Origin of the sequence: Mesorhizobium sp. M0152 (assembly GCF_040322415.1) — a bacterium.
Lineage (GTDB): Bacteria > Pseudomonadota > Alphaproteobacteria > Rhizobiales > Rhizobiaceae > Mesorhizobium.
Genome location: NZ_JAMYTH010000017.1, coordinates 82155 through 101764, shown reverse-complemented (window position 1 = coordinate 101764; position 19610 = coordinate 82155). Strand labels below are relative to the sequence as shown.

Sequence of the window (19610 nt, the reverse complement as noted above, 5' to 3'; positions counted from 1 at the left end):
GCATGGAAACGCTTGGCCATCTCGCCCACGGGTTCTCTGTCGCCTTCACGCCGGTCAACCTGCTGTGGTGCCTGCTCGGAACCACGCTCGGAACCGCCATCGGCGTGCTGCCCGGGCTCGGGCCGGCGCTGACCATAGCCCTGCTTCTGCCGATCACCTATCAGGTTGCGCCGGAGGCTTCGTTCATCCTGTTTGCCGGCATCTATTACGGCGCCATGTATGGCGGCTCGACGACATCGATCCTGCTCAACACACCCGGGGAAAGCGCCACCATCGTCACCGCGCTGGAAGGCAACAAGATGGCGCGGTCGGGCCGGGGCGGTGCGGCCCTGGCCACTTCGGCGATCGGCTCCTTCGTGGCCGGTACCATCGGCACGATGGGCGTCGCCTTCCTGGCGCCTATCGTGGTCAAGTTCGCGCTGGCCTTCGGCCCGGCCGAGTACTTCTCGCTGATGGTGCTGGCCTTCATCACCGTTTCGGCGGTGCTCGGTTCGTCCTCGGTGCGCGGCCTCACAAGCCTGTTCGCCGGCTTCGTCATCGGCATGATCGGGGTCGACCTGCAGACCGGTCAGCCGCGCTTCACCTTCGGCATGACCGAACTGCTCGACGGCGTCGACGTCATCATCGCCGCGGTCGGCCTGTTCGCCGTCGGCGAAACGCTCTACATGGCTTCGCGCCGCTACGCTGGCAAGGACGAGATCGTGCCGCTGAAGGGCTCGCTCTACATGACCGCGGCCGAGTGGGGGCGCTCATGGAAACCCTGGCTGCGAGGTGCGGCGATCGGCTTTCCGATCGGCGCGATGCCGGCCGGCGGTGCCGAGATCCCGACCTTTCTATCCTATGCGATCGAAAAGAAGCTGTCGAAGCACAAGCAGGAGTTCGGCACGGTCGGCGCCATCGAGGGCGTCGCCGGCCCCGAGGCCGCCAACAACGCATCCGCCGCCGGCGTGCTGGTGCCGATGCTGACGCTCGGCCTGCCGACCTCGGCGACGGCGGCGATCATGCTGTCGGCCTTCCAGAGCTACGGCATCAACCCCGGGCCGCTGCTCCTGACGACGCAGGGCGATCTCGTCTGGGGCCTGATCGCCAGCCTGTTCATCGCCAATGTCATCCTCGTCATCCTCAACCTGCCGCTGATCGGGCTGTGGGTGCGGCTGTTGAAGATCCCGGCGCCGCAGCTCTATGCCGGCATCCTGGTGTTCGCCACAGTCGGCACCTACGGCATCTCGCAATCGCCGGTCGATCTCGTCATCCTCTATCTGCTGGGTGCGGCAGGGTTCCTGATGCGGCGCTTCGATTTCCCGACCGCGCCCGTCATCATCGGCATGATTTTGGGGCCGCTCGCCGAAACCCAGTTCCGCCGGGCGATGACCATCTCGAACGGCGACTGGTCGGTGTTCTACAAGCATCCGCTGTCGCTGACGCTGCTGACGCTCGCTTTCATCGGCCTGGTCGGGCCGCATATCTGGGCCTTCATCGAGCACCGCCGGCGGCGGGGACCGGAGCATGTGCCGGGCGATGCCTGACCGATTTGAGATGTCATGACTGAATTGCTTTCCGGTATCCGCGTGCTCGACCTGACCAATGTCCTGGCCGGACCTTATTGCTCCTATCAGCTTGCGCTGCTCGGCGCCGACGTGATCAAGGTCGAGTCGCCGCAGGGCGGAGACCTGGCGCGCCAGCTCGGCGGCTCGCCTACGCTCAACAGCGCCGGCATGGGCGCCTCGTTCCTGGCGCAGAACGCCGGAAAACGATCTGTCGTGCTCGACCTCAAGAAAGAAGCCGATCGCGAGCGCTTCCTCGATCTGGTCGCCAGCGCCGATGCACTGGTGGAGAATTTCCGCCCCGGCGTGATGGATCGGCTCGGCCTCGGCCACGAGGCGCTGAAAGCGGTCCGTCCCGGCCTGGTCTATTGCGCGATATCGGGTTTCGGCCAGACCGGGCCGATGCGCGGCAATCCCGCCTATGACCAGATCATCCAGGGTCTTTCGGGAGTCATGAGCATCACCGGCACGCCGGAGACGGCGCCGCTGCGCGTCGGCTATCCCGTCGCCGACACGCTGGGCGGACTGGTGGGGGCGTTCGCCATCGCCGCGGCATTGGTCCGGCAGAAGACCAGCGGCGAGGGTGCCTTCCTCGATGTCTCGATGCTCGAATGCACGCTGTCCGCACTTGGCTGGCCGGTTTCCAACTATCTGACGGCGGGTATCGATCCGCAGCCGATGGGCAATGAGAACATGACAGCGGCTCCTTCCGGCGCTTTTCGCACCGGCGACGGCTTGCTCAACATCGCCGCCAACAAGCAGGAACAGTTCGTGACGCTATGCCGGCTGATCGGGCGGCCGGAACTGGCGGGAGATGCCCGGTTTGCCGAGCGCGAGACGCGCAAGCGCAACCGAGCGGCGCTTAAGGTCGAGATCGAGGACGCCCTGGCGAGCGCCCCGGCGGCGGTCTGGGAAGACATGTTCAATCGTGCCGGCGTGCCGGCGGGCAGGGTGCTGACGATCCCGCAAGTGTTGGCCGAACCGCAAGTGCTCGAACGCCAGGTAACGGCACGTTTCGAGGATATGCCCGGCATGGACAGGCCGCTGACGGTTTTGCGCGGCGGCTTCATGGTCGACGGTGCCGCGCCCTTGCCGACGCTGCCGCCGCCGACGCTGGGCGAGCATATGGACGAGGTGTTCGCCGGCTTGCTGCCGCGCGCCAGGGCAAAGGCAAAAGCATGAGCAGGACGGACGAGAAAACCGGCCGCGAGCGCGGCGAGGAATGGTGGCGGACCGATATCATCGAGATGCATCCTGGCGTGATCCGGCTGCGCGGCTACGAAATCCAGGATCTGATCGGCCGCGTCAGCTTTCCGGCTGTCATCTGGCTGATGCTGCGTGGCGAACTGCCGACCGAGGACCAGGCGGCGCTGCTCGGCATCGCGCTGGGTGCCGCCGTCGACCATGGGCCGCAAGCGCCGTCGATCGCCATCGCGCGCATGGCAGCCACCTGCGGCGTCGGCATCAACAGCGCCATGGCGTCGGCCATCAACGTGCTTGGCGACGTGCATGGGGGCGCCGGCGAACAAGCGCTTTCTTTCTACGGCGACATCGCCGTGGCGCTCGATGGCGGTATGAGGCTGGATGAAGCGGTCACGGCGCGGCTCGACCGGTTCTTCGCGCAGGAGAAGGGTTATGTGCCGGGGCTCGGCCACCGCTTCCATCCGGTCGATCCGCGCGCGCCGCGCCTGCTGGAACTGACCCGCGAATTCGCCGCGCGCGGCGTCGTCAATGGACGTTTCGCCGCCATCGCCGAGGCGATCGAGGCTGACGTCGCGCGGCGCAAGGGGAAGAAGATACCGCTCAACATCGATGGCGCCACCGCCGTCATCTATGGCGAGCTCGGTTTTCCGCCGCCGCTGACGCGCGGGCTTTTCGTGCTGTCGCGCTCCGTCGGCATCCTGGCGCATGCCTGGGAACAGTCGCAGCAGAGCGATCGGAACAAGGGCCCATTGCCCCGCGAATGGCTGTGGGCCTATAGCGGCACGCCGGCGCGGCCACTTCCCGAAGGCGAAAATAGCGGCGGGTGAGGTCTTAAGCCTAAATCAGGCGACCGGCGCGGGTTCGGGAAACTTCAAGGTCTTCACCAAGGTCGAGAGGTCGGGTTCATCAATGAGCATCGCTGCGTCGGCCGGCGTTAACCAGGCCCGCTGCCGCCGTTTGGCTTCCTGCCAGTCGGCCAGTTCCTCGGTCACCTCAAGCAGATAAACGATGACATCGACACGGACAAAGCGGTTGGCCAGGCGTTTCCAGTAGGAATAGGTGCCAGCCGGCTGCGTCAGAGTCTTGCCGAGCACACCGGCTTCCTCCCGCGCCTCGATGGTGGCTGCCTTGCGTCCGCTCTTGCCCTTCATCGGCCATCCCTTGGGTACGATGAAACGCCTGGTCGTCCGCGACGTGACCAGCATGACCTCGATGTCGCCGTGGGTGTCCAGCCGAAAGGGTATCGCCGCCACCTGGCGGATCCTCTCCCCCTTCTTTGCCTTGCGTACAGCTTTTTTCTTGGTCGCTGCCATAGCTGAAATCCAGTCGAAGCACTGCCCATAGCGTGACGGCGCAGTGTTGCAAAACCAAAACTGCCGCAAGGGCACCCATGGGTGCGGATCATATAAGTCGGCTAATAAATGGAAAGTGCAGGTTTGTCAGCGGCAATTGGTAACGGCGGTGGTGCCGATTATCTGCGTCTGGCAGCTTGGCTTGACCCGCGGCACGACCGGCGGCGGCTGCTGGACGATTACGCGGTCCTGGGCACGGTACTGCTGTTGCTGTTGCTGGAATTGCTGCCGCTGCACGCGATTTTGCAGCGCCTGCAAGTCGTTCTGCTGAATAAGCGCGTTGCCGTTGGCGGATGGATTGAGCACCTGCGCGGAAGCGGAAAGGCCCAAACCCGTCAGCACCGCCGCAGCCAGCACTGCCGGTGCAAAAATCATCAATGGTCGACGCGCAGCCATTCGGTCATTCCCGCCAAAAATACTATCCCGATATATAGGGCGTTTGCGCGGCCATGCCATGGCGGAAGCCTTTGATCGAGATCGACGACGGCCTCGCGGCGGCGGAGAATTTGCCCGGCAACCCGGCATTGCACTTGACGGAGGCGATCGATTCGCCGCTCTATCGGGTCGGCGCCGGCCTTGAGCCCAATGGCGTCGATGGCGCCGGCATATTCGCCGGATATTAGTGGCGCCCTCGGGGAAACGGTCAAACAGAATGCGATCAGCGCGTCTTTCATCGTCAGCTTCCAGGCTGGCTCGAGGCGGAGCCGGGCGGGAGAGGTCTTTATGAGGAACTACGCGCATTTCGTGGCGATGTTGGGCATTGCCTGCATCGCCGGCCTGCCGGCAGCAGCGGCGCAAACCAAGAGCGACAAGGTGGCGGCGCCGCCCGCGGCCAACGCCCCGCAGTTGCCCGGTGGCGCATCGGCCTTGTCGGAAACCCATGGTGACTGGACGGTCAACTGCCAGATATCGGGCACGACCAAGGCATGCAGCCTGTCGCATCAGCAGTTCAACAAGCAAAACAACCAGCGCCTGCTGGCGATCGAGCTGTCGAGCAAGACCGGCGAGGACGCGACCGGCACGCTCGCTTTGCCGTTCGGCCTGGCGCTCGCCAGAGGCGTCAGCCTGACCATCGACGACCAGAAGCTCGATGGCAACCTGCAGTTCAACACCTGTCAGGCGGTCGGCTGCCTGGTGCCGGTGGCGTTCGATGCCAATGTCACCCCCGTGCTCAAGGCAGGCACGACGCTCAAGATCGACGCCTTCGCGGCCGATACAGGACAGCAGGTAAGCTTTTCCATTCCGCTCAACGGCTTCGGCGGCGCGCTTGCCCGCACGGCCGAGCTGTTGGCCGATTGACGCGTTGAGGTCGTCCGGGGCCTGAGGGTCTCAAACGCATCGCCTGACTGCCTTGAAGCGTCAAGCATTGCACGTGTTGCAAGCAGCAGGAGATCGCTGGCGGCGGGTCTCAGACGACAACCGTCTTCAGCCGTTCTGCGATCACGGCGGCGAGCCGCGCCGCCACCTCGTCCTTGGTCATCTCGGGCCATTCCTCGACGCCGGCCTTGGAGACGATCCGTACCCGGTTGCGGTCGCCGCCCATCACGCCCGAGTGGCCGATGCCGCTGGTCCGCGACACGTCGTTGGCGACGATCAGATCGGCGCCCTTCTTGCTGAGCTTGGCCTCGGCGTTGCGCAAAAGGTCCTGCGTCTCGGCGGCGAAGCCGACGACCAGGCCGGGCCGCTGGCTGTGATGGCCGACCCCGGCGAGAATATCGGGATTTTCGACCATGCGCAGCACCGGCGGTCCTTCGCCCGCCATTTTCTTGATCTTCTCGCCGGCCGAATTTTCTGTTCGCCAATCGGCGACGGCGGCGACGAACACCGCCGCGTCGGCCGGCAGGAGCTGTTCGACCGCGTCGCGCATCTCCTGCGCCCGTTCGACATGGATTGTCTTTACGCCGGCGGGATCGGCGATGCCGACCGGGCCGGAGACGAGGCGCACATCGGCGCCGAGCCGGGCTAGGGCCGCCGCAATGGCATGGCCCTGCTTGCCGGACGAGCGGTTGGCGATGTAGCGCACGGGATCGATCGGTTCGTGCGTCGGGCCGGAGGTGACGATGATCTTGCGCCCGGATAATGGCCTGGGGCCGGCATCGAGCAGTGCCTCGACGGCGGCGACGATCTCCAGCGGTTCGGCCATGCGGCCTTCGCCCGTCTCATTGCTCTCAGCCATCTCGCCGCGGGCCGGGCCGACGAAGCTGATACCGTCCTTGCCCAGCGTCGCCCGGTTGCGGCGCGTCGCCGGATGCGCCCACATCCGGGGGTTCATGGCCGGCGCCATCAGCACGGGCTTGTCGGTGGCGAGGAGCACGGTGGAGGCAAGATCGTTCGCATGGCCGTTGGCGAGCTTGGCCATCAGATCGGCGGTGGCGGGAGCCACGACCAGAAGATCGGCCTCGCGCGACAGCCTGATGTGGCCGACATCGTGCTCGTCCTGGCGATCGAACAGTTCGGTGAAGACATGATCGGCGGAAAGCGCGCCCACCGACAGCGTGGTGACGAATTCCCGTGCGGCCGCCGTCATCACCACCCGCACGGCAGCACCGCGCTCACGCAGCCGGCGAATGAGGTCAAGGGCCTTGTAGGCGGCGATGCCGCCGCCGATGACGAGCAGGATGCGCTTGCCCGAAAGCGTGCCTCGCAGAAATATCTTACCTGTCGGAACGGCGGTCGAGACTGCCGCACCTTGCGATTTGGCCAGTTCGCTCAGGGTCTTCTCGATCTGATCGAGGCGGCCGGCCGGGCCGACCTGGCCATCGACGGCGGCCCGGATCATCACTCTTGCCTGCTCTTCCATGGAGCGGTCGTTTTCCGCCGCCAGTCGGCGCAGCAACTCCTTGACCTCATCGTCGAGGTTACGGATCGTGATGCTTGCCATGTGATTGCACTCTGCCGACCTAATCCGATGACAATGATAGCAATGCAATCAAACCGCCGCAAGTCACGGGACCGCGCGGCGATGCCTTTGGGCCTAGAGGATCTTCCAGGCGATGTAGATCAGCGTCAGCGCGATCACCCATAGCGCCACGCGGCCGGAGCGGCTATAGCGCGCTTCGGCCATGCCGATGGCCCGCGCGGTCGCCTCATCGAAGCGCAGGCCATGCTCGGCCATCAGGTCGATCTCTCGGGACAGCCGCTCGGTGCGGACCGCAAGCTCGGGCACCTGGCGGATCAGTGCCAGCATCGCCTTGCCGCCGTCGCGCGCGTCGGCCAGCAGGCCGCTCGGCCCAAGATTCCCGGCAATCCAGCCACTGACCACCGGTTCGGCGGTCTTCCACATATTGAAGGCCGGATCGAGCGTGCGCGCCACGCCCTCGACCACCACCATGGTCTTCTGCAGCAGGATCAGTTCGGGCCGCGTCGCCATGTCGAACAGTTCCGTCACCTCGAACAGCAGCGTCAGGAGCTTGGCCATCGAAATGGTCTCGGCCGGCTGGCCGTGGATCGGCTCGCCGATGGCGCGGATCGCTTGCGCGAAAGCCGCGACATTGTGCTGGCGCGGCACGTAGCCGGCCTCGAAATGCACCTCGGCGACGCGCAGATAATCGCGGATGATGAAGCCGTAGAGGATTTCGGCGAGGAAACGACGCTCCTTCTTGCCCAGCCTGCCGGCAATACCGAGATCGACGGCGACGATGGTGCCGTTGGCCTCAACGAACAGGTTTCCCGGATGCATGTCGGCATGGAAGAAGCCGTCGCGCAACGTATGGCGCAGGAATGACTGGATGAGATTGGCGGCGATCGCCTTCAAATCGTGGCCGGCGGCTTCCAGCCCGGCGATATCGTTCATCTTCACGCCGTCGACCCATTCCATGGTCAACACGTCACGGCCGGTGCGTTCCCAGTCGACGGAAGGAACGCGGAAACCGGGGTCATCCCTGGTGCTTTGGCCAAGTTCCGAAAGCGCGGCCGCCTCGAGGCGCAGGTCCATCTCGATCTTGGTCGTCTGCGCCAGCGTCTCGGTCACCTCCACCGGTCGCAGCCGGCGCGACGATGGAATGTATTTCTCCTGCAGGCGGGCGGCGAGGAAGTAGCTGTCGAGGTCCTGGAAGAAGCGGCGGCGCACGCCCGGCCGGATGACCTTGACCGCTACTTTGCGGGCAACGCCGCCATCGATGGTTTCGGCGGCATGAACCTGGGCGATGGAAGCTGCGGCGACCGGATCGCCGAACTGCACGTAGAGATCGCCGACCCTGCGCCCAAGCGAAGCCTCGATCGCCATGACGGCTTCGGCCTTGGGGAAGGTGTGCATCTTGTCCTGCAGCATGGCGAGATCGAGCGCCATGTCGTTGCCGACGACGTCGGGCCGCGTCGCCAGGAACTGGCCGAGCTTGACATAGGATGGGCCGAGCCGGACCACCGCCTTGGCGAGCCGGTCGCTGCGCTGGTAGGCAAGCGCCCGGCGCCGGGTGAACAGCCGCGCCAAGCGCCAGCCAAGCCTTGGCAGGCCCGACAATTCCTCGCCCGGCAAGGCGGCGACGACGCCTTCGCGGACCAGCACCCAGCCGGCACGCATGAGCCGAAATCCAGCGCTGACGGTGCTCATGGCAGCGCCCATCCCGCCGGTTTGTTCAACCGGCACGGAGCAAATCGATTGTGAGAAATGCGATCCGGCCTCAAAGCTTCCAGCCCGAATGCAGTGCCGCGATGCCGCCGGAATAGTTGCGGAAGGAAACGCGGTCGAAGCCCGCGCGGCTGATCATGGAAGCAAAGTTCGCCTGATTGGGGAATTTGGCGATCGATTCGACCAGATAGGAATAGGGCTCGCCGTCGCCGGTGACAGCCTTGCCGATCTTAGGAATGGCCTTGAACGACCAGGCTTCGTAGACCTTGTCGAGCAACGGCATCTCGACTTCGGAAAACTCCAGGCACAGGAACCGTCCACCCGGTTTCAGCACGCGGTACGCTTCGCTGAGCGCGACATCGATGCGCGGCACGTTGCGGATGCCGAAAGCGATGGTGTAGGCGTCGAACGTGGCATCCGCGAAAGGCAGTTCCTCGGCATTGGCCTCGACGAAATCGGTGTTGCCGGACAGGCCTTTCTTTTGTGCCCTATCGCGGCCGACGGCGAGCATCGAACCGTTGATATCGAGCACCGTCGCATGGGCCTGGCCGTGGCTCGCATCGACGATGCGAAAGGCGATGTCGCCAGTGCCGCCCGCGACGTCGAGCACGCGCCAGCCCGCCCGCTTGGGAGGATTGAGCCAGGTGACCATGGCATCCTTCCACAGCCGGTGCAGGCCGCCCGACATCAGGTCGTTCATCAGGTCGTACCGGTTGGCGACCTTGTGGAAAACGTCGTTGACCAGGGACTGCTTGCGGCCTTCCCCTACACGCTTGAAACCATAGGAGGTTTCCATGCCGCCAGCGGCCGTGGTTCTCTCAACTGACATTTTTTTGATCCGTCATAAAACCGGCGGGACCATAGCCGATCGATGATGCGGGCGCTATTGTTTAAGGCGCGGTGTTCGGCCGCGCTTCCAGGTGGTGGGTTTTCAAGACCTGGGCTGACCGACGGGATGTTTGAATGCCACTGAAAGCGGAACTGCACTGCCACATCGAAGGGGCAGCGGCGCCCGAACTCGTCATCCGCCAGGCGCAGAAATACGGCAAGGACACTTCGCCCTATATCCAGAACGGCTCGTTCGTCTGGCACGATTTCACCTCCTTCCTAGCGGCTTACGATTTTTCCTCCGACCTGTTCCGGACGGAGGAGGACTATGCGCGGCTGGCGGACCACTATCTGACCAGCCTTGCCCGCGACGGCGCCATCTACTCCGAAATCTTCACCTCGCCCGATCACGCCAAGAAGGCCGGCCTGTCGCCCAAGGCCTATACGGACGCGCTCGGCGAAGGCATGGCGCGCGCCAAGGCCAAGACCGGCATCGAGGGCCGCATGATCGTCACCGGCGTACGCCATGCCGGCGTCGAGTCGATCGAGCAGGCCGCCCGCTTCGCGGCGCGTTGCGGCCATCCGCTGGTCACCGGTTTCGGCGTCGCCGGCGACGAGCGCGTAGGCGAAATGGAGGACTATGTCAGGGCTTTCGAGATCGCCCGCGAGGCTGGGCTCGGCATCACCGTCCATGCCGGCGAACTGACGGGCTGGGAAACCGTCCAGGCGGCGCTCGACCACATCCGTCCCTCGCGCATCGGCCACGGCGTGCGCGCCATCGAAAATCCCGACCTTGTCCGTCGCATCGCCGACGAGGGCGTCGTGCTGGAATGCTGCCCCGGCTCCAACATCGCGCTCAAGGTGTTCGACAGTTTTGCCGACCATCCGTTTCCGGCCTTGCAAGCGGCAGGCTGCAAGGTGACGCTCAATTCCGACGACCCGCCCTATTTCTGGACCTCGCTGAAGCGCGAATACGACATCGCCGCCGAGCATTTCTCGATGAGCGAAAAGGCGTTAGCGGCCATCACCCGAACGGCTATCGAGGCCGCTTTCGTCGACAAGAAGACCAAGACGGCCCTTCTTGCCCGCCTGAGCGGTGCCTCTCGCTGATTTCTGTGGTCCGGTGAAGCCAAGCGGTTCCTTGGCCGGCGCATAGTCGCTAGGGTCCTTCGAGCTGCCTGTCGCGCTTGCGCGTATCGGGCGACACGCATCAGGAGAACACCATGAAGGGCGTCACCGTCGTCGACCATCCGCTTGTCCAGCACAAGCTGACCATCATGCGCAAGAAGGAGACCTCGACTGCCGGCTTCCGGCGGCTGCTGCGCGAGATATCGCTGCTGCTTGGATACGAGGTCACCCGCAACCTCGAATTGACGACGACGACCATCGAAACGCCGATGGAGACCATGGAAGCGCCGACGCTGGAGGGCAAGAAACTGGTCTTCGCCTCGGTGCTGCGTGCCGGCAACGGCTTGCTGGAAGGCCTGCTCGACCTGGTGCCGGCGGCGCGCGTCGCCCATGTCGGTCTCTACCGCGATCATGAAACGCTGGAGGCGATCGAGTATTTCTTCAAGGCGCCGAGCGACCTCGCCGACCGATTGGTGATCGTCGTCGATCCGATGCTGGCGACCGCCAATTCGGCGATCGCGGCGATCGACAAATTGAAAGAGCGCGGCGCCACCAACATCCGTTTCCTGTGCCTGCTGGCAGCGCCCGAAGGCATAGAGCGCTTCACCAAGGCGCATCCGGACGTTCCCGTCTTCACGGCGTCGATCGACCGCCAGCTCAACGAGAAGGGCTACATCATGCCCGGTCTTGGCGACGCCGGCGACCGCATGTACGGGACGAAGTGATTTACCAAATGTTTACGCAATGGCGCGGTTTCGGCGCGCGTTAAAGCGGCACACACCATCCCGGCGTTAAGCATCGGCTTTCACGAAGGCCGATTCATGCTGCGCAAGCTTCTCATCCTCGGCGTCTTTGCCGGAACATCGGCCGCGATCCCGGTTGTCTACCAGTCGAATCCGCAATTGGTCGAACGCCTGCTGAAATCGGCGGTGGCGGCCAGGCCCGAGGCGGGGACCCAAGCGGAGGTCGCCCTGGCCGCGGCTCCCGACAGACCGGTGGCGCCGCTGGCGGCCGGCCGCAAGGTCATCGTCGCGGCGGACGCGCGCGGGCACTTCACGTCGGCCTTCAAGCTGAACGGCCGCCAGATCGACGGCATGATCGACACCGGCGCCACTCTGGTTGCCATCAACATGTCGACGGCACGCAGGGCCGGTCTGTCGCTGAACCCCTCCGATTTCAACCACGAGGTCAGCACGGCCAACGGCACGATCAAGGCCGCCGTGGTGATGATCGACCGGTTGCAGATCGGCAGCATCACGGTCGATGACGTGCAGGCCATGGTGCTCAACGACAAGGCGCTGCGCACCAACCTGATCGGCATGAGCTTTCTCAAGCGGCTGGACAAATACCAGGCCGAAAGCGGCACGTTGCTGCTCGTCCAGTGAGCCTGCTCAGCCGCGCGGCAGGATCCGCCGGATGACGCTTTTATCGGCGGCCGGCTTCGAAGCACCGATCGCATAGGCCGAACGCACGGTGGCGGCCGCCGCCTCGGCATCGGACTGGGTGCGGGCGTGGATCAGTGCCAGCGGCTCGCCAGCCCTTGTCTCGGCACCGATGGGCTGCAAGTCGGTGATGCCGACAGCGAGGTCGATCTTGTCCTCCGGCCGGGTGCGCCCGCCGCCCAGGCCAACCACCGCCAAGCCGATGTCGCGGGTCGCGATACCGGTGACGAAGCCGTTTGCCGTCGCCTCGACCGCGAACTCCGTTGGCGCCTTCGGCAGGTATTTTTCCGGGTTCTCGACGAAATCGGCGGGCCCGCCGAGCACGGCCACCATGCGCGCGAAAGTGGCAGCGGCGCGGCCGCTGGCAAGCGTCTCTGTGGCGCGGCGCATGCCGTCCTGGTTGGACGATACCAGCCCGGCCGCCTGCAGCATTTCGGCGGCAAGCGCCAGGGTCACGTCCTCCAGCCGCCGGTCGCGAAGACGGCCGGTGAGGAAATCGACGGCGTTGCGCACCTCGACGGCGTTGCCGGCGGCCGACGCCAGCGGCTCGTTCATGCCGGTGATCAACGCCGAGGCCTTCAGGCCGGCGCCATTGGCGATTTCGACCAGGCTGTTGGCAAGCGCGGTCGCGTCACGCGATTTCTCCATGAACGCGCCATTGCCGACCTTGACGTCGAGTACCAGTGAATGCAGGCCGGCGGCCAGCTTCTTCGACAGGATCGACGCGGTGATCAGCGGCACCGATTCGACCGTGCCGGTGACGTCGCGGATGGCGTAGAGCCTGCGGTCGGCCGGCGCGAGGTCGGCGGTCTGGCCGATGATCGCGCAACCGGTCTCCAGCACCGCCTTGCGGAACAGCGCGATGTCGGGCTGGCTGGCATAGCCGGGGATCGCGTCCATCTTGTCCAGCGTGCCGCCGGTGTGGCCGAGGCCGCGGCCCGATATCATCGGCACATAGGCGCCGCAGGCGGCGACGATCGGCGCCAGCATCAGTGAGACATTGTCCCCGACGCCGCCCGTCGAATGCTTATCGGTGACCGGGCCCGGCAGGTCCGACCAGTCGAGCACGTCGCCGGAATCGCGCATGGCCAGCGTCAGCGCCACCGCTTCGTCGCGGCTCATGCCGTTGAAGAACACCGCCATGGCGAAAGCCGCGACCTGGCCGTCGGTGACGGCGCCCGACGTCACGCCGTCGATGAAGGCGGCGATTTCATGAGCCGGCAGCCTCTGGCCGTCGCGCTTGTGGCGGATGATCTCCTGCGGAAGCATCAGCTCTCCAGCAGCCCGTCGCGGAACACGCGCTGCAGCACCGTTGCCAGGCGCGCTCCGCCGACCGGCGCCATATCCTTGGTCTCCTGGTGCGAAAGCTCCGCTCCGGTCATCCCTGCCGCCAGATTGGTGATGACCGAGCAGGCGGCGACGCGCAGGCCAAGGAAGCGGGCAAGGATGACCTCCGGCACGGTCGACATGCCGACGGCATTGGCGCCCATGATGCGCGCCATGCGGATCTCGGCCGGCGTCTCGAAGCAGGGGCCGGAAAACCACATGTAGACGCCCTGGTGCAATGTAGTGCCGGTCGCCGTCGCCGCGCGTTCGATCGCTTTGCGGATGCCGGCATCATAGGCTTCGGTCAAGCCGACGAAGCGGCTGTCGCTCGGCTCGCCGATCAGCGGGTTGGTCCCCGAGAAATTGATGTGGTCCGATATCAGCATCACCGAGCCCGGGCCCATTTCCGGATCGACGGAGCCGGCGGCATTGGTGAGGATCAGTTTCGTGATGCCGATGCCGGCAAGCACTTCCAGCACCGGCCGCATCGCGGCCGCGTTGCCATGTTCATAGTAATGGGCGCGACCGGAGAGCATCAGCACCGGCGTGCCGGCAAACAGTCCGGCCACCACTTCGCCGGCATGGCCGCTGATGCCGCTCCTGGGAAAACCGGGCAGGTCGGCATAGGAGACGCGGATCGGGTCCTCGATCCGGTCGACAAGACCGCCGAGGCCCGAACCCAGCACCAGCGCGGTCGACGGCGCGAGACCGTCCAGCCTCTCGATAAGATGGTCCAGCGCCTTTTCCGTCATTGCGGCCAACTCTTCATTTTCAACCAACTCGTCATTTCAAAATGTCGCCGCGAAAGCCGTAGGGCAGCATGTCGCCCATGGTCACGGTTTCGGCCACGCCGGCATTGTCGCAGAGATAGAGCCTTGTTTCCGGCCGGCAGAATTCGGCGAGCCGCTGGCGGCAGCCGCCGCAAGGCGAGCATTTGGCCATGCGCTCGGCGATGACGGCGATTTCGACGATCTTGCCGCCGCCGCCCATGATGTAATGGCCGAGTGCCGTGGTCTCGGCGCACCAGCCTTCCGGATAGGAGGCCACCTCGATGTTGGCGCCGGTGAAGACGCGACCGTCCTCGGTGCGCAATGCGGCGCCCACCGGAAATTTCGAATAGGGCGCATAGGCCTTGGCCATCGCTGCCTTGGCGGCTTCGAACAGATCATGCGACATTCAGTTGTTCTCTCCGATGATCGTGTCCAAAAGCCGGTGCTCGCTTCCGCGGATCGTCGCTCGCGCGATCGGTTTAGCGTTCCTTGACATAAGGCACGCCGCCGGCGCGCGGCGGGATTGCCTTGCCGATGAAGCCGGCGAGCAGGATGACGGTGAGGATATAGGGCAGCGCCTGCATGAACTGCACCGGCACTTTGCCGATGATGGGCAGCGGCGAGCCTTGCAGGCGGATCGACAGCGCGTCGAGGAAGCCGAACAACAGGCAAGCGAACATGGCGTTGACCGGTTTCCATTTGGCGAAGATCAGCGCCGCCAGCGCGATGTAGCCCTTGCCGGCGGTCATGTCCTTCACGAAGCCGCCATTCTGCACCATCGACAGATAGGCGCCGGCGACGCCCGTCAGGATGCCGGTGCAGATCAGCGCGCGATAGCGCAGCCAGGCGACCGAGATGCCGGCGGTGTCGACGGCCGCCGGATTCTCGCCGACGGCGCGCAGCCTGAGGCCGAAGCGCGTGCGAAACAGCACCCACCAGGTAAACGGCACCATCGCGAAGGCGAGATAGACCAGTATCGAGTGGCCCGACAGAAGCTCCGAGTAGATCGGCCCGAAAAAAGGCACGTCACGGACCGCGTCGGCGCCGGGCCAGACAATCGCCTCGAACCGTTCGCCCGGTTGCAGCGCCGGCGTGCGCCCGCCTTGCTGGAACCAGGCCTGGCCGAGGATGATGGTCGATCCGGCGGCGATGAAATTGATCGCGACGCCGGAGACGATCTGGTTGCCGCGATGGGTGATCGAGGCAAAGCCGTGGATCATCGCAAACACGACCGAAATCAGGACGGCCATGCCCAATCCGAGAAAGGCCGAATGGAAGACCGACGCAGCCGCGGCACCGGCGAAGGCACCGACCAGCATCTTGCCTTCGAGACCGATGTCGAAGATGCCGGCGCGCTCCGAATAGAGGCCGGCGAGACAGGCGAGCAGCAGTGGCACCGAGAGGCGGATGGTCGAGTCCAGTGTCTGGACGATGGCGTTGAAAGTGTCCATCTCAGGCGCCTTTTCCCTTGACCGCTTCCATGCCGACCGATCGCGGACTGAACGAGGCGAACAGCGCCTGGATGTAAGGCCGGAACATGTGCTCGAGCGCCCCGGCGAACAGGATCACCAACCCCTGGATGATGACGATCATGTCGCGGCTGATCGCCGGCATCTCGAAGGCGAGTTCGGCGCCGCCCTGGTAGAGCATGCCGAACAGGATGGCCGCCAGCACGATGCCGACAGGGTGCAGGCGGCCCATCAGCGCCACGGCGATGCCGACGAAGCCGGCGCCGCTGACGAAGTCGATCGCGACATTGTGCTGGTCGCCCATCACCGGATTGAGCGCCATCATGCCGGCCAGAGCGCCCGAGATCATCATGGCGGTGACGATGATGCGGGTTTCAGAAATGCCGGCATAGCGCGCCGCCTTCGGGCTGTGACCATAGGTGCGCATCTCGTAGCCGAGCTTGGTGCGCCAGATCAGCAGCCAGACCAGGTAGGCCATGAGCAGCGCGAGCAGGAAGGAGATGTTGAGCGGCGCCGAACGGATCTTGGCGCCGAACAGCTCGATGATCCAGTTGAGCTTCGGCAATTCCGCGCCGGCGAGGAAGTTGCGCGTCTGCGGGGCTTGCGATGCCGCCGGCTTCAATGGACCTACCAGCAGGTAAACCATGATCGAGGCGGCGATGAAGTTGAACATGATGGTGGTGATGACGATGTGCGAGCCGCGCCTGGCCTGCAGGTAAGCGGGGATCAGCGCCCAGAAGGCGCCGACGATCGCCGATGCGACGATGGCCAGCGGAAATGTCAGCCACCACGGCAGCACGCTGTCGAAGGCAAGGCAGACGATGGCGATGCCGAGGCCGGCGATGTAGGCCTGACCTTCGGTGCCGATGTTAAACAGGCCGCAATGCGCCGCCACCGCCACGGAAAGCCCGGTGAATATGAATGTGGTGGCATAGAAGAGGGTGAAGGCGATGCCGGTTCCCTTGCCGAAGGCGCCTTGGACCAGGATGACGGCGGCGCGAAACGGGTTCTCGCCGACCAGCAGAACGACGAAGCCGGCGACGACAAAGGCAACGAACAGGTTGATCAGCGGGATCAGGCCGTAATCGGCCCAGGCCGGCAGTTTGGCGTAGGGCGTGCTCAAAGTGCTGCCTCCTGGTGCTCGACGCCGGCCATCAGCAGGCCGAGCTCGCCCTCGGTCGCTTCCGGGCCGCGTTCGCCGACGATGCGCCCGGCAAACATCACCAGAATGCGGTCGGAGAGCGAACGGATCTCGTCGAGCTCGACCGAGACCACCAGCACGGCCTTGCCCTGGTCGCGCATGGCGATCAGGCGCTTGTGGATGAATTCGATGGCGCCGACATCGACGCCGCGCGTCGGCTGACCGACGATCAGCACGCCGGGGTCTTGTTCCATTTCGCGTGCGAGCACGATCTTCTGCTGGTTGCCGCCGGAGAAATTGGCGGTCTTCAGGCGCGGATTGCCGGGGCGGATGTCGTATTTGGCGATCTTGTCCTTTGCATCGGCCATGATGGCCTCGATGTTGAGGAACGGCCCCTTCAAATAGCGGGGATCGTCATGATAGCCGAGGATGGAATTCTCGTTCTCCTCGAAGGCAAGCACCAGCCCGACATGGTGGCGATCCTCCGGCACGTGCGCGAGGCCGCGGTCGCGCAATTCGCCGGGGTCGGCCTTGCCGGTGAGGTCGATCGGCTTGCCGTCCAGCATCACGGAGCCGGAGACGGCATGCCTGATACCGGAAATCGCCTCGAGCAGTTCGGATTGCCCATTGCCGGCGACGCCGGCGATGCCGACGATCTCGCCGGCGCGCAGGTCGAAGGAGATGTCGTCGACCATGGTGACGCCGCGCGAATCCCTGACCGTCAGGTTCTTGACCGCGAGCTTGACGGCGCCGGCTTCCGCCTCGCCCTTCTCGACCCTCAGGAGCACACGCCGGCCGACCATCAGTTCGGCGAGTTCCTCGACGGTTGTCTTCCTGGTCTCGCGGGTCGCCACCATCGTGCCCTGGCGCATGACTGACACCGTGTCGGTGATGGCCATGATCTCGCGCAGCTTGTGGGTGATCAGCACCACTGTCTTTCCCTGCTCCTTCAACTGCTTGAGGATGCGGAAGAGATGGTCGGCCTCGGCGGGCGTGAGCACGCCCGTCGGCTCGTCGAGGATCAGGATCTCGGCGCCGCGATAGAGAGCCTTGAGGATTTCCACGCGCTGCTGGAGGCCGACAGGCAGTTCCTCGACGATCGCATCGGGATCGACCTCGAGCCCGTATTCGCGCTCCAGCCGCTCCAGTTCGGAGCGCGCCTTGGCGATGCTCCTTTTCAGCAGTGCATCGCTTTCGGCGCCAAGGATGATGTTCTCCAGCACCGAGAAATTATCGACCAGCATGAAATGCTGGTGCACCATGCCGATACCGAGCGCGATTGCGTCGTTGGGCGTGTTGATCGATGCCGGCTTGCCGCCGACGCGAATCTCGCCGCTGTCGGCCTGATAGAAGCCGTAGAGGATCGACATCAGCGTCGACTTGCCGGCACCGTTCTCGCCGACGATGCCGTGGATCGTGCCGCGCGCGATCTCCAGATTGATGTCCCGGTTGGCGCGCACCGCGCCAAAACTCTTGTTGATGCCGATCAGCTCGATTGCGGCTTGCGCCATGCAGCCTAGTCCCACTCTTATTTTTTATCGCTTGGTCAAAACGCCTAGCATGACGCTCCGCCCGTGCCAATTGGCCGGAGCAGCGTTCACTGTCGACAAATCCCGGTGCGCTTGTCAAATTCGAAGGTGGCTGGAGCCTTCACATTCGCTAATATGGAAAAATCGAAATTCGCATCACGATGCAACATCAGGGATCTGAATGAGCATGCCCGACGACCGGCTGACGACGCTGGAAATCCGCGCCGCCGAACAGGAAAAGACGATCGAGGAACTGTCAGGCCAGATCGCCGAACAGTGGAAGGTGATCGAGCGCATGCAGCGCAAGCTCGACGCGCTGGCCGACCGATTCTTGGCGCTGGAGGAGCAGGCCGGCCCCGACGTTCCCGTGACCAAGCCGCCGCACTGGTGAGGAAAAACGGGGAAGGGCGTCCGTCATGGCCGGTGAAAGGGATCGCATCGCGCGGGCCGGCGACTATGTGCTCGGGCTGATGAACGACGCGGAACGCGAACGGGCCGAGCGCGATCTTGAGATCGATCCTGCCTTCCGCGACGCGGTGGTGCAGCTCGCCGAACGCATGCATGTCTTCGATCGCGGCGAAAAACCAGGCGGCGACAATCATTGGGAACTGGTGACGCAGCGCCTCGCCGAATTGCCGCAGATGCGCGCCTCTGGCCTGGAGAATACGGCGTCACCAGCGATGATCCGCAGTCTGTCCTTGAAGCCGCACGGCATCGGCCTGCATGCGCTCGGCGGCCGTCGCGACCTGGTGGTGGCTGTCGGGCTGATCGCGGCTTTCGCGCTGGGCTATCTGGCGGGCAAGCTATAGGCGAGGCCGGCGCGACATCAGCATCATTGTTTCGCTGTCCTGCCCGACCATTTCAACCGTGTTCCAGCCAAGCGCCGCGTAGAAATCACGCGCCTCCCACGTGTAGAGGTAGAGCGTCTCCACGCCATTCGACGCCGCATGGGTTTCGATGGCTCTGACCAATGCGCTGCCGATCCCCTGGCCCCGATGCCCGGCCTCGACGACCAACCCGGCCAGCCATGGCGTCAGATTGTGGGCAGGCTCCAATTCGCGGCGGACCAGCAGGCACGAGCCAACCGGCGCGCCGGCGATCCGAGCCACGAATGCCGCCTCGAAGCCGTCACCGGCGACCAGTTCACGAAGCCCTGCCGCATCGTCCTCAAAGCTCCTCCCGGTCCCCTCGAAAAAGGTGGCGAGGCGCAGCCGGGCGACCGCTGCTACATCGCGCTCCTGCATTGGTTCTATTTTGGGCCGCATACTTCCCGAAACTTCCCCGGAGCAGGCGCGCATATCGCCGGTTCCG

22 protein-coding genes are annotated in these 19610 nt (G+C 64.7%); 9 read left to right on the top strand and 13 right to left on the bottom strand.

The annotated features are described in order from the left end of the window. Positions 1 to 2: 2 nt before the first annotated feature. From NKJ26_RS18415 to NKJ26_RS18405, 3 genes are read left to right on the top strand one after another with little or no spacing between them, the layout of a single operon-like run. Positions 3 to 1526 carry a tripartite tricarboxylate transporter permease gene (locus NKJ26_RS18415; protein ID WP_352602242.1) on the top strand — a complete coding sequence of 508 codons (1524 nt, stop codon included), beginning with the start codon at positions 3 to 5 and terminating at the stop codon, positions 1524 to 1526. A 15-nt stretch (positions 1527 to 1541) separates the two neighbouring features. Next, positions 1542 to 2726, top strand: a complete 1185-nt coding sequence (locus tag NKJ26_RS18410; protein WP_352696424.1) for a CaiB/BaiF CoA transferase family protein — start codon at positions 1542 to 1544, stop codon at positions 2724 to 2726. Further along, on the top strand, positions 2723 to 3574 hold the full coding sequence (locus tag NKJ26_RS18405; RefSeq protein WP_352696423.1) for a citryl-CoA lyase: 852 nt from the start codon (positions 2723 to 2725) through the stop codon (positions 3572 to 3574). Before NKJ26_RS18410 ends, NKJ26_RS18405 begins: the two co-directional genes overlap by 4 nt. 15 nt (positions 3575 to 3589) lie before the next feature. Here NKJ26_RS18405 and NKJ26_RS18400 read toward each other — a convergent pair whose 3' ends face one another. The 3 genes from NKJ26_RS18400 to NKJ26_RS18390 all read right to left on the bottom strand — a co-directional run bounded on the left by NKJ26_RS18400 (position 3590) and on the right by NKJ26_RS18390 (position 4773). After that, on the bottom strand, positions 3590 to 4060 hold the full coding sequence (locus NKJ26_RS18400) for an NUDIX hydrolase (protein WP_352696422.1): 471 nt from the start codon (positions 4058 to 4060) through the stop codon (positions 3590 to 3592). A 126-nt stretch (positions 4061 to 4186) separates the two neighbouring features. Beyond that, positions 4187 to 4495, bottom strand: coding sequence for a hypothetical protein (locus NKJ26_RS18395; protein ID WP_352602236.1), 309 nt, complete (start codon positions 4493 to 4495; stop codon positions 4187 to 4189). Continuing rightward, positions 4474 to 4773, bottom strand: a complete 300-nt coding sequence (locus NKJ26_RS18390) for a hypothetical protein (RefSeq protein WP_352696421.1) — start codon at positions 4771 to 4773, stop codon at positions 4474 to 4476. Before NKJ26_RS18390 ends, NKJ26_RS18395 begins: the two co-directional genes overlap by 22 nt. Before the next feature lie 49 nt (positions 4774 to 4822). On the opposite strand from NKJ26_RS18390, the gene NKJ26_RS18385 reads away from it, so the two are divergent. Next, positions 4823 to 5398: an invasion associated locus B family protein gene (locus tag NKJ26_RS18385; protein WP_352696420.1), complete on the top strand. Its 576-nt coding sequence runs from the start codon at positions 4823 to 4825 to the stop codon at positions 5396 to 5398. 109 nt (positions 5399 to 5507) lie between these two features. Here NKJ26_RS18385 and coaBC read toward each other — a convergent pair whose 3' ends face one another. From coaBC to ubiE, 3 genes are all read right to left on the bottom strand, one after another. Further along, the gene (gene coaBC / locus NKJ26_RS18380) at positions 5508 to 6980 is read right to left on the bottom strand and encodes a bifunctional phosphopantothenoylcysteine decarboxylase/phosphopantothenate--cysteine ligase CoaBC (RefSeq protein WP_352696419.1); all 1473 of its coding nucleotides are present in this window, start codon (positions 6978 to 6980) and stop codon (positions 5508 to 5510) included. 93 nt (positions 6981 to 7073) lie between these two features. Continuing rightward, a complete protein-coding gene (gene ubiB, locus NKJ26_RS18375) occupies positions 7074 to 8648 on the bottom strand; it encodes a 2-polyprenylphenol 6-hydroxylase (protein WP_352696418.1) in 1575 nt (524 codons plus the stop codon). Between the two features lie 70 nt (positions 8649 to 8718). Beyond that, positions 8719 to 9495 carry a bifunctional demethylmenaquinone methyltransferase/2-methoxy-6-polyprenyl-1,4-benzoquinol methylase UbiE gene (gene ubiE / locus NKJ26_RS18370; protein WP_352696417.1) on the bottom strand — a complete coding sequence of 259 codons (777 nt, stop codon included), beginning with the start codon at positions 9493 to 9495 and terminating at the stop codon, positions 8719 to 8721. Between the two features lie 134 nt (positions 9496 to 9629). Here ubiE and NKJ26_RS18365 point away from each other — a divergent pair, with 134 nt between their 5' ends. The 3 genes from NKJ26_RS18365 (at position 9630) to NKJ26_RS18355 (ending at position 12007) form a co-directional block, all read left to right on the top strand. Beyond that, positions 9630 to 10604, top strand: coding sequence for an adenosine deaminase (locus NKJ26_RS18365; protein WP_352696416.1), 975 nt, complete (start codon positions 9630 to 9632; stop codon positions 10602 to 10604). Positions 10605 to 10717: 113 nt separating this feature from the next. Next, positions 10718 to 11347: a uracil phosphoribosyltransferase gene (upp, locus tag NKJ26_RS18360; protein WP_352602221.1), complete on the top strand. Its 630-nt coding sequence runs from the start codon at positions 10718 to 10720 to the stop codon at positions 11345 to 11347. Between the two features lie 96 nt (positions 11348 to 11443). Further along, positions 11444 to 12007 carry a TIGR02281 family clan AA aspartic protease gene (locus NKJ26_RS18355; protein WP_352602220.1) on the top strand — a complete coding sequence of 188 codons (564 nt, stop codon included), beginning with the start codon at positions 11444 to 11446 and terminating at the stop codon, positions 12005 to 12007. Positions 12008 to 12013: 6 nt separating this feature from the next. Here NKJ26_RS18355 and deoA read toward each other — a convergent pair whose 3' ends face one another. The 6 genes from deoA to NKJ26_RS18325 form a co-directional block, all read right to left on the bottom strand. Next, positions 12014 to 13333 (bottom strand): thymidine phosphorylase, encoded by a 1320-nt coding sequence (gene deoA / locus NKJ26_RS18350; RefSeq protein WP_352696415.1) that lies wholly within the window; start codon positions 13331 to 13333, stop codon positions 12014 to 12016. Next, entirely contained in the window at positions 13333 to 14142 is an 810-nt protein-coding gene (locus NKJ26_RS18345) for a purine-nucleoside phosphorylase (protein WP_352696414.1), read from the bottom strand. Before NKJ26_RS18345 ends, deoA begins: the two co-directional genes overlap by 1 nt. A gap of 31 nt (positions 14143 to 14173) precedes the next feature. Continuing rightward, a complete protein-coding gene (gene cdd, locus NKJ26_RS18340; RefSeq protein WP_352602215.1) occupies positions 14174 to 14566 on the bottom strand; it encodes a cytidine deaminase in 393 nt (130 codons plus the stop codon). A 73-nt stretch (positions 14567 to 14639) separates the two neighbouring features. Beyond that, the gene (locus NKJ26_RS18335) at positions 14640 to 15611 is read right to left on the bottom strand and encodes an ABC transporter permease (protein ID WP_352696413.1); all 972 of its coding nucleotides are present in this window, start codon (positions 15609 to 15611) and stop codon (positions 14640 to 14642) included. Between the two features lies 1 nt (position 15612). Beyond that, entirely contained in the window at positions 15613 to 16752 is a 1140-nt protein-coding gene (locus tag NKJ26_RS18330) for an ABC transporter permease (protein WP_352602211.1), read from the bottom strand. Continuing rightward, complete coding sequence (locus NKJ26_RS18325; protein ID WP_352696412.1) at positions 16749 to 18281, bottom strand: ABC transporter ATP-binding protein; 1533 nt, start codon at positions 18279 to 18281, stop codon at positions 16749 to 16751. Before NKJ26_RS18325 ends, NKJ26_RS18330 begins: the two co-directional genes overlap by 4 nt. Positions 18282 to 18480: 199 nt before the next feature. On the opposite strand from NKJ26_RS18325, the gene NKJ26_RS18320 reads away from it, so the two are divergent. Together NKJ26_RS18320 and NKJ26_RS18315 are read left to right on the top strand one after the other, a co-directional pair. Next, a complete protein-coding gene (locus tag NKJ26_RS18320; protein ID WP_352602207.1) occupies positions 18481 to 18690 on the top strand; it encodes a SlyX family protein in 210 nt (69 codons plus the stop codon). A gap of 25 nt (positions 18691 to 18715) precedes the next feature. After that, positions 18716 to 19108 (top strand): hypothetical protein, encoded by a 393-nt coding sequence (locus NKJ26_RS18315; protein WP_352602205.1) that lies wholly within the window; start codon positions 18716 to 18718, stop codon positions 19106 to 19108. Here the strand turns inward: NKJ26_RS18315 and NKJ26_RS18310 are convergent. Then, complete coding sequence (locus tag NKJ26_RS18310) at positions 19103 to 19543, bottom strand: GNAT family N-acetyltransferase (protein ID WP_352602203.1); 441 nt, start codon at positions 19541 to 19543, stop codon at positions 19103 to 19105. The two genes, NKJ26_RS18315 and NKJ26_RS18310, sit on opposite strands and share 6 nt — an antisense overlap. Positions 19544 to 19610: the final 67 nt, after the last annotated feature.